General features: G+C 69.7%; 7 protein-coding genes and 2 pseudogenes. 5 read left to right on the top strand and 4 right to left on the bottom strand.

All coding sequences use genetic code 11. The features are described 5' to 3' along the window. Window positions 1-324: 324 nt before the first annotated feature. Together A6302_RS18150 and A6302_RS25895 are read right to left on the bottom strand one after the other, a co-directional pair. Entirely contained in the window at window positions 325-1,002 is a 678-nt protein-coding gene (locus tag A6302_RS18150) for a GNAT family N-acetyltransferase (protein WP_069308218.1), read from the bottom strand. Between the two features lie 267 nt (window positions 1,003-1,269). Further along, a pseudogene (locus A6302_RS25895) lies at window positions 1,270-1,548 on the bottom strand (MarR family winged helix-turn-helix transcriptional regulator); the annotation flags it as partial. Between the two features lie 161 nt (window positions 1,549-1,709). Here A6302_RS25895 and A6302_RS18145 point away from each other — a divergent pair. The 5 genes and pseudogenes from A6302_RS18145 to A6302_RS18125 all read left to right on the top strand — a co-directional run bounded on the left by A6302_RS18145 (window position 1,710) and on the right by A6302_RS18125 (window position 5,666). Continuing rightward, window positions 1,710-1,976 (top strand): PepSY domain-containing protein, encoded by a 267-nt coding sequence (locus A6302_RS18145; RefSeq protein ID WP_069308217.1) that lies wholly within the window; start codon window positions 1,710-1,712, stop codon window positions 1,974-1,976. After that, the gene (locus A6302_RS18140) at window positions 1,976-2,584 is read left to right on the top strand and encodes a cytochrome b/b6 domain-containing protein (RefSeq protein ID WP_069308216.1); all 609 of its coding nucleotides are present in this window, start codon (window positions 1,976-1,978) and stop codon (window positions 2,582-2,584) included. The genes A6302_RS18145 and A6302_RS18140 overlap by 1 nt, the downstream gene beginning before the upstream one ends. Beyond that, window positions 2,581-3,258 (top strand): response regulator, encoded by a 678-nt coding sequence (locus tag A6302_RS18135; RefSeq protein ID WP_069308215.1) that lies wholly within the window; start codon window positions 2,581-2,583, stop codon window positions 3,256-3,258. Before A6302_RS18140 ends, A6302_RS18135 begins: the two co-directional genes overlap by 4 nt. Beyond that, the gene (locus tag A6302_RS18130; protein ID WP_069308214.1) at window positions 3,255-4,634 is read left to right on the top strand and encodes an ATP-binding protein; all 1,380 of its coding nucleotides are present in this window, start codon (window positions 3,255-3,257) and stop codon (window positions 4,632-4,634) included. Before A6302_RS18135 ends, A6302_RS18130 begins: the two co-directional genes overlap by 4 nt. A gap of 47 nt (window positions 4,635-4,681) precedes the next feature. Then, a pseudogene (locus tag A6302_RS18125) lies at window positions 4,682-5,666 on the top strand (agmatinase). A gap of 14 nt (window positions 5,667-5,680) precedes the next feature. Here A6302_RS18125 and A6302_RS21595 read toward each other — a convergent pair. Together A6302_RS21595 and A6302_RS18120 are read right to left on the bottom strand one after the other, a co-directional pair. Further along, window positions 5,681-6,301, bottom strand: a complete 621-nt coding sequence (locus tag A6302_RS21595) for a M23 family metallopeptidase (protein WP_141703912.1) — start codon at window positions 6,299-6,301, stop codon at window positions 5,681-5,683. Further along, window positions 6,190-7,644, bottom strand: coding sequence for a hypothetical protein (locus A6302_RS18120; protein WP_083255886.1), 1,455 nt, complete (start codon window positions 7,642-7,644; stop codon window positions 6,190-6,192). Before A6302_RS18120 ends, A6302_RS21595 begins: the two co-directional genes overlap by 112 nt. Window positions 7,645-8,056 lie beyond the last annotated feature (412 nt).

The raw sequence follows: 8,056 nt of genomic DNA, 5'->3' as shown, positions 1-8,056 counted from the left end.
CGCGCATCACGTCTTCCCGGAGCCGGAAATCAGCGGGCGATCCGGCCGGACAACACCGGGAACTCTTCTGAATAAGTATCAAGAGAAGACTATCCGTCTTGCATGGCCTGCGCAAGTGTTGGGTAGACTTGCCGCATGGCTGTGTGCGGATGAATGATCTGAACGCGCGCAGGTGGTTGCCAAGGGTGAGCTTGCAATGTCGTCTGGCCGTGTCGGTTATCGGGGAGCATGCGACTTCCGTTGGCGAGGAAGATGCGTCTCCCGGAGCAGGTCCCGGCCGCCACGCGCGCAAGGGGCGCCGTTGCGATCCTGACTTGACCCGCTTCACGCCCGCCCGATCACCGCCACATGCATCGGGCTGCGCAGGGCAAAGCCGATCCGCTCGTAGAGGGCGATGGCGGAGGTGTTGCTGGCATAGGCGTGGAGGAAGGGCACCTCGCCGGCGGCCGAGATCCGGCCGGCAACATGGAGCAACATGCGCCTGCCGAGGCCCTCGCCGCGAAACTCGGGATGGGTGCAGAGCCCGCTGAGTTCGGTGTGGCCCGGGGCCTTCAGCCGCTCGCCGGCCATCGCCACCAGTCGCCCGTTGCGGCGGATGCCCCAGAAGCGGCCAAGCTCCTGGGAGCGGAGGGAGAAGGGACCGGGTTTCGTCAGCAGCGCGAGTTCCAGCATCTCGGCGGCATCGTCCGGACCGAGCGGCATGATCTCGCTGTCGTCCACCGGGGCGAAGGGACGCATTGCCACCATCTGCACCGCGTCGGCGGTGGTGGTGGCGGCAAGATCGGCGGGCAGGCGGATTGGGTCCGCCTGCAGCAGGATCTGGGTTTCGCCCGGTCGCAACAGGCGGGCGAGGGCGGCAAGGCTGTCCGGCGCGTCGTCGCGGCTGGCGGCAAAGGGGCTGACGTCGGGCGGATAGCGCCGGGCCAGGTCGCCGCCTTCGGCAAGGGCGGCGTGGCGGGTGCCGAGCGCCGTGAAGATCGGCCGGTCCAGCGGGTGGGGCAGGTGGTTTGCCGGCGAACCATTCACGGTGCTGTCCTTGATGGCGGGGCGTTCGTGCGCCGTGGCCGGCGAGGTGTTGCGGGGGCGCTCCCCGAGCGGACGCTGCGAGAGACCCTCTTCCAGAGCGGTGATCTGGGCAAGCAGCGGACCGGCGACATCCTCGCACAGATCCGCGACCGCCGCGTCGATCCGCGGCCAGGCCTCGGCCTTTGCGGTCTCGACCAGTTGCCGGCCGGTCTTCGTCAGGGAGGCGATGCGGCGGCGGCTGTCGTCCGGCGAGGTTGTGATCGCGACCAGCCCGAGGGCCGCGAGCTGGCCGAGCGCACGGGTCGCGCCGGGCTGGCTGATGCCAAGGGCGCTGGCGATCTCGCCGACGCCGGAGGGGCCGAGGCGGTCGAGCGCGGCGAGGAACGGCTGCTGGGCGGCGCTCACCGTGATCCCCGCCTCCGCGAAGATGGCATCCGCGCCGGCCTGCAGCCGTTCGCCCAGCCGCTTCAGCCGCGTGCCGAGGGCGAGATAGCCGAGGTGGCGGACGAGATCATCGGACATGTCGGGTGCTCCTGAACGTATAGCAAGATATATAACGCTGCATGCAAATCTGCAATCGACGAACCGGATGCCGGAGGCGACAGGTGTTCGACAGGCGGGAGCGGCTATCCCTCGGTCATGGCCCGAGGCCGGGCCGACAGCCGAGGACACTTCCCATGACCCTGAAGTTGAAACTCATTGCCGCCGCCCTGCTCGCCCTTGCCCCCACCGCCGCGCTTGCCGACGCCGACTGCACGGCGGAGCCGAAGGAGAAGTGGATGAGCGAGGCGGCGATGAAGGCGAAGATCGATGCGCTCGGCTACAAGGTGAAGACCTTCCAGGTGTCCGGCAGCTGCTACGAGATCTACGGCTGGACGAAGGAGGGCAAGCGCGCCGAGGTCTATTTCAATCCGGTCTCCGGCGAGATCGTGAAATCCGAGATCGAGTGATGACCGGCGCCGACCTCGAGATCGGCAGGGGGGAGGGCGCGCAGCCCTCCTCCGGCCGCGTCCGCGCCACCGCTCCGGCGGCGGGGGCGCCGACGGGCAGCGTCAAGGTCTGGGATCCGGTGGTGCGCCTGTTCCACTGGACCGTGGTCGCCGGCTGCCTCCTCAACCTGTTCATCCTGGAGGAGGGCAAGTCTGCGCACCGTATCACCGGCTACGTGATCCTCGGCGCGCTGGCGATCCGTCTGGTCTGGGGTTTCATCGGCAGCCGACACGCCCGTTTTGCCGACTTCTTCCCGACCCGCCGCCGGCTTTCCGGCCATGTCTGGGAACTGATGGCGGGGCAGGAGGTGCGCCGCCTCGGCCATCCGCCGCTGGCCTCGGTGATGCTGCTGACGCTGATGGCGCTTCTGGCGGTCACCGGCCTCACCGGCTGGATGACCACGCTCGACGCCTTCTGGGGCGAGACATGGCTGGAGACGTTGCACGAGGTCTTCGCCAACGCCATCATGGTCCTGGCGTTCGTCCATGCCGGCGCGGCGATCGTCCAGAGCGTCAGGCACCGCGAGAATCTGGTCTGGGCCATGGTCACGGGGCGCAAGCGGGCATGAGACTTCTGCTGATCGAGGACAGCGCCCGCCTGCGCGATCTGGTCTGCGAGGCGATCCGCGACGTCGGCTGGCGCATCGACGCCTTCGCGACGGCGGAGGAGGGCGAGCTGGCGCTGGCAGCCGCCGACTACGACGTGCTGCTGCTCGATCTCGGCCTGCCCGACGAGGACGGCCTTGCGCTGCTGCGCCGCCTGCGCCGGGACGGACGGCAGATCCCGGTGCTCGTGGTGACCGCCAGAAGCGCCGTCGACGAGCGGATCGCCGGCCTCGATGCCGGCGCTGACGACTATCTCCTCAAGCCGTTCAACAACCGCGAACTGCTGGCCCGGGTGCGCGCGCTGCTGCGGCGCGCGCCGACCACGCTGCTGCCGGTGCTCGAATTCGCCCATCTCAGCTTCGATCTCGCCAGCCGCAGCGTGCGCTGCGACGGCCGCGAGCTGGTCCTGGCCCCGGCCGAGCGGACGATGCTGGAACTGCTGCTGCGCGAGGCCGGCCGCGTGGTGCCCAAACGCCGGCTCGAACATGCCTTCTCGGAATTCGGCGACGAACGCAGCCCCAATGCGGTGGAGCTTGTGGTCTCGCGGCTGCGCAAGCGGCTGGAGGGCCAGCCCACCGGCGTCGCGATCGAGACCGTGCGCGGCGTCGGCTATCTGCTGCGGGACGTGGAGGCATGAAGGCCCCCGGCGCGCCGCTCGGCTCGATTCTCGCCCGCCGGATCGCCTTCTTCGCGATCCTGGCAATGATCGTGCAGCTCGCCGTCGTCGTCTCCGACTATTACTGGAACGACGACGAGCTTTCCCGCCTGTTCGTGGAGCGGGAGACCGAGGGCCTTGCGGCGGGCCTTGGCAATGGCAGCTTCAGGCTGCCGGATCGTTACGCAGGACGCTATGGCGCGCCCGGGCGCGGCTATGCGGCCCGGGTCCGGGCCAGCGACGGTCCGGTGCTGTTTTCCTCCTGCGACCACGAATGCGAGGAGCATTTCCTGCCCCTCGACCTCCGGCCGCCGACCTTCTGGCTCCGCACCATCACCCCCGGCAAGCCGCTGACGCTGGCCGGCGGACGGTCCTTCACCGTGGACGGTCATGCGGTGCTGGTCGAGGTGGTGACCCTCGGCGATCCGGATGACGTGGTGTCCGACGTGCTGCTGCACGAGATCGTCGACCACATGATCGTGCCGATGGGCCTGCTCCTTCTGCTGGTCCTCGGCGGTACGCTGCTGTCGGTGCGCCAGGCGCTGATGCCGGTGCGGGCGGCGGCGCTTGCGGCCGACGCGATCGATCCGCTGGATCAGCGCTCCAAGCTGCCGACCGAGGGCATGCCGCGCGAGATCGCCCATCTGGCCGACGCGGTGAACCGGGCGTTCGCGCGGATCGGCGAGCTGATGCGCTCGCAGCGCCTGCTCACCTCCGGCATCGCCCACGAGGTGCGCACGCCGCTGGCGGCGGTGCAGCTCGAACTCGGGCACATCGACCATCCGCGCGCCCGCAAGGCGGAGGCCGACATCGAGGAGCTTGCGCGATTCGTGCAGCAGCTGACCGCGCTGGCGCGGCTGGAAAGCTTCGACCATGCCGCCTTCACCCCGGTCGATCTCGGCGATCTTGCCACCGAGGTGGTGGAGACGCTGGCGCCCTGGGTCTACGACAGCGGCCACTCGCTGGCGCTGGAGGTTTCGGCCAGCCGGTCGGTGCCGGCGGTGGCCCCGCTGCTGAAGGACGCGGTGCGCAATCTGGTGGAGAACGCCGTGCGGCATGCGGCCGCCCGCCGGGCGATCGTGGTCCGGGTCACGGCGGCCGTCATCGAGGTCGAGGATGACGGCGCCGCGGGCGACGGTGTCGTCGCGCGCGCCAGTCCGGCGACGGCCACCACCGGTGGGCTGGGCATCGGGCTGCGGATCGTCCAGCGGATCGCGCTGCTGCACCGGGCAAGGTTCGCCGCGGCGCCGACGGCCACCGGCTTCCTCGCGCGTCTCGAATTCGGCGATGCGCCGGGCGATGTTGCCCCGCAGCAGAAAATCGCGTCTGATGCCAGAGACCATTCCGGCAGCGCCTGACGCGGACGGGTGTCCGGCCGGCGCCCTTCCCGCCTGATCGAGGGACCATGAGCGAGACCAGTTCCGATTTCCTGCCGATTTCCGGCTTCGTGCTGCCGCGCTTTGCCGGGCTGCCGACCTTCATGCGCCTGCCGGCCGTGGATTTCGGCTCGCCGCTGTTTCCCCGGGTCGATATCGGCCTGATCGGCGTGCCCTTCGCGCCGGCACCACCAACCGCCCCGCGCCCGCCACGGGCCGCGCCAGCTGCGCGATCTCTCCACCATGATCCGGATGCTGCATCCGGTGACGGGCTTTTCGCCCTTCACCACGGTCAACTGCGCCGATCTCGGCGACAGCCCGGTCAATCCGGCCGACGTCGGCGATTCGCTGACCCGGATCACCGACTTCTACGACCGTGTCGTCTCGGCCGGCATCACCCCGATGAGCGCGGGCGGCGACCATCTCGTCTCGCTGCCGATCCTGCGGTCGCTGCGCAAGCGCTTCGGCGGGCCGCTGGCGATGATCCACTTCGATTCGCACACCGATCTCTACGACAGCTATTTCGGCGGCTTCCGCTACACCCACGGCACGCCCTTCCGGCGCGCGATCGAGGAGGGGCTGCTCGATCCGACGAAGATCGTGCAGATCGGCCTGCGCGGCACCCAGTATGACGGCGAGGACATGGCCTTCGCCCGCGACGTCGGGGTGCGCACCGTGATGATCGAGGAGCTGATGGAGCGCGGGCCGGCGGCGGTGATGGCCGAGGCGCGGGCGATCGTCGGCACGGCGCCGACCTACTGCTCCTTCGACATCGACTTCATCGACCCGGCGTTTGCGCCGGGCACCGGCACGCCGGAAATCGGCGGGCCGACCACCTTCGCGGCGCAGCAATGCGTGCGCGGCCTCGAGGGCGTCGATCTCGTCGGCGCCGACCTTGTCGAGGTCTCGCCGCCGTTCGACACTTCGGGCGGGACCGCCTGGGTGGGCGTGTCGATGATCTTCGAGATCCTGTGCCCGCTGGCGGCGGCGGTGCGGCGGCGCAAGCCGGCCTGATCAACAGTCCTGGATCAGCCGCCCTCGATCGTGCCGGCCGCGGCGAGGGTGGCGGGGGTGCCGTTGACCAGCGCGTCGATGCGGGCCCGTTCGGATTCGAAGCTGGCCAGCGCCTCGCCTTCGAGCGTCTTGCCCTCCGGCAGGCGGATGCGCATCGGGTCGACCTGGCGGTCGTTGACGAGGATCTCGAAGTGGAGATGCGGCCCGGTGGAGAGGCCCGTCGACCCGACATAGCCGATCACCTGGCCCTGGCGGACCCGCGCGCCCTTCTTCATGCCCTTGGCAAAGCCGGTCATGTGGGCGTAGGCGGTGGCATAGCCGTTGCTGTGGCGCACTTCGATGTAGTTGCCGTAGCCGGACATCCAGCCCGCCTTGATGATCTCGCCGTCGCCCGACGACATGATCGGCGTGCCGCGCGGCGCCGACCAGTCGACGCCGGTGTGCATGCGGGCATAGCCCAGCAGCGGATGGCGCTGCATGCCGAAGCCGCGGCGGAAGGTGCCGACCGACATCGGCTTGCGCATCAGGAACTTCTGCGCGTTCTTGCCGGCCTTGTCATAGTAGTCGACGGTGCCGTCGTCCGGGTCGCGGAAGCGGTAGTAGCGCCGCTCCTCGCCGCCGATGGTGATGCCCACATAGACGATCTCCGAGGCGTCCGGCGTCTCGAGCCCGTCTTCGGACAGCGAATAGAGCAGGTCCAGCGAATCGCCCGGATTGACCCGCGAGTGAAGTCGACGTCATAGGAGATGACGTGGACGAGGTCGTCGATCAGCCGGGGCGACACGTCGTTGGCCAGCGCGGTCTGGTAGAGGCTCGGATAGAGCCGCGGGCGCTTGGCGGCGGCGGTCGGCCGGCCGCCGTCGGCAAGCGCGGGGGCAGCCGCCGGCTCCTGGGCCGGCACATAGGCTTGCTGGTCGGAGAGCGCGACCGTCGCCACATGCTCGGTGCCGCGGTAGATCGACACCGATACCGGCTGGTAGCGGCCCGTGCCGTCGTTGGCCGGTCCCAGCGCGATCCGCAGCTTCTCGCCCGGGGCGACGCCGGCAATGCTGAAATCGTCGCGGAAGGTGCTGTCGATTTCCAGCGCCTCGTCGTCGGTCGCCTCGTTGTCGATCAGCAGGCTTTCCAGCGTGTCGCCGCGCTGGACGTCGATCAGCTTCTCCTCGCGGTAGTCGCTGCGCTCGGGCAGATCGTCGGTCTTCGGCACGAAGGAGACATTCTCGGGGATGATGCGCACGCCGAGCTCGTCGAGCGAATTGCGTTCGGCAAAGCCGAAGTCGAAACGCGAGGGATCGACCAGCGGCAGCGCGGCGACCTCGACCGTCGCGCCGGTGAGGAAGCGGGCCTGCTCGCGCACCATTGCCTCGGTCGCGGCTTCCGGCATGGGCGTCACCGCCGCCAGGGTCCGGTCGTCGACGGGGAAGTCGACCACCTTGACCACCATCTCGCTCTCGACGTCGGCGCCGTAGAGCGTGTCGTTCATCGCGGTGTCGGCGGTCGAGGCGTTGGCCTCGGCGAAGATCCGCAGCGGATCGAAGGCCGGGATGTCGTCCACCACCGCATCGCCGGAGGTGACCAGCGGGGTGGTGACCCGCGCAAACGGGCGCATGCGGATGATGTCGCGCTCGCCGTCGCGGGAGATGGTGCCGAGGCGCAGGATGCGGCGGGTTTCGCTGGCATCCTCGCCGCTCAGGGGAAAGTCCGCCTTGGCGACGTTGCCGGGCGCTGCGGCGGCGGGGGCCAGCGCCAGCGGCGCGGTGCCGGCACGCACCACCGAGGGGCGGCCGTCGAGCGCCGCATAGAGCGCGCCGGACATCAGGCATGTGGACGCGAGGGCCGCGAGCACGGTGCTCGTCAGCCAGCGGATCGAGATGCGGTGCCGGTCGGGCGGCGCGTTGCGCGCGTCGCGGGTGCGCAGCGGCGGCTCGTCCCCAAGGTCGATGGCGATGTGAGCGAGGTCGGTGCGGACCGCGTTCATCGGTGACGTCTCTCCCCCGTTTCGGTCCTCGGCCGCTGCGAAAGCCGCAGCTCGCGCGCGCCGTTCCGTCTCGTGGTGCCCGAATGCCGGCCGGACGACCCGATGGTGGCCGCTCGGGCCGGTTCCTCAGGGGAGCCCGACCCGGCGACGGCGAGAAGGTGCGGGTTGCGGGGCGCCAAGTCAACGCTGCGTCCCGCCCTCCCGCTTCATCGCAGGAATGCGGCTGCAATACGGCGGGGCGTGGGAAAGCGGGCGCTCTCCCGTGTGTACGCGTGCGCGGCGCGTGCTGTCAGCGCGGCCGGGTCGATGCACGAGCTCGATGCACGAGGCTCCGGTCCGATTGCGGGACGCGCAGGACGGGAGAGCACGGAGACGGGAGGGAGGAAGGGAGGAAGGGAGGAAGGGAGGAAGG

This window comes from Methylobrevis pamukkalensis (genome assembly GCF_001720135.1).
GTDB classification, from domain to species: Bacteria; Pseudomonadota; Alphaproteobacteria; order Rhizobiales; family Pleomorphomonadaceae; genus Methylobrevis; species Methylobrevis pamukkalensis.
Note: the sequence above shows the minus strand (reverse complement) of the source record. Positions and strands in the feature narration are given on the sequence as shown.

Bases quoted from the DNA above. Each gene is read 5' to 3' on its own strand.
- A6302_RS18135 (WP_069308215.1), top strand. From the start codon at position 2,581: ATGAGACTTCTGCTGATCGAGGACAGCGCCCGCCTGCGCGATCTGGTC.
- A6302_RS18140 (WP_069308216.1), top strand. From the start codon at position 1,976: ATGACCGGCGCCGACCTCGAGATCGGCAGGGGGGAGGGCGCGCAGCCC.
- A6302_RS18120 (WP_083255886.1), bottom strand. From the start codon at position 7,644: ATGAACGCGGTCCGCACCGACCTCGCTCACATCGCCATCGACCTTGGG.
- A6302_RS18130 (WP_069308214.1), top strand. From the start codon at position 3,255: ATGAAGGCCCCCGGCGCGCCGCTCGGCTCGATTCTCGCCCGCCGGATC.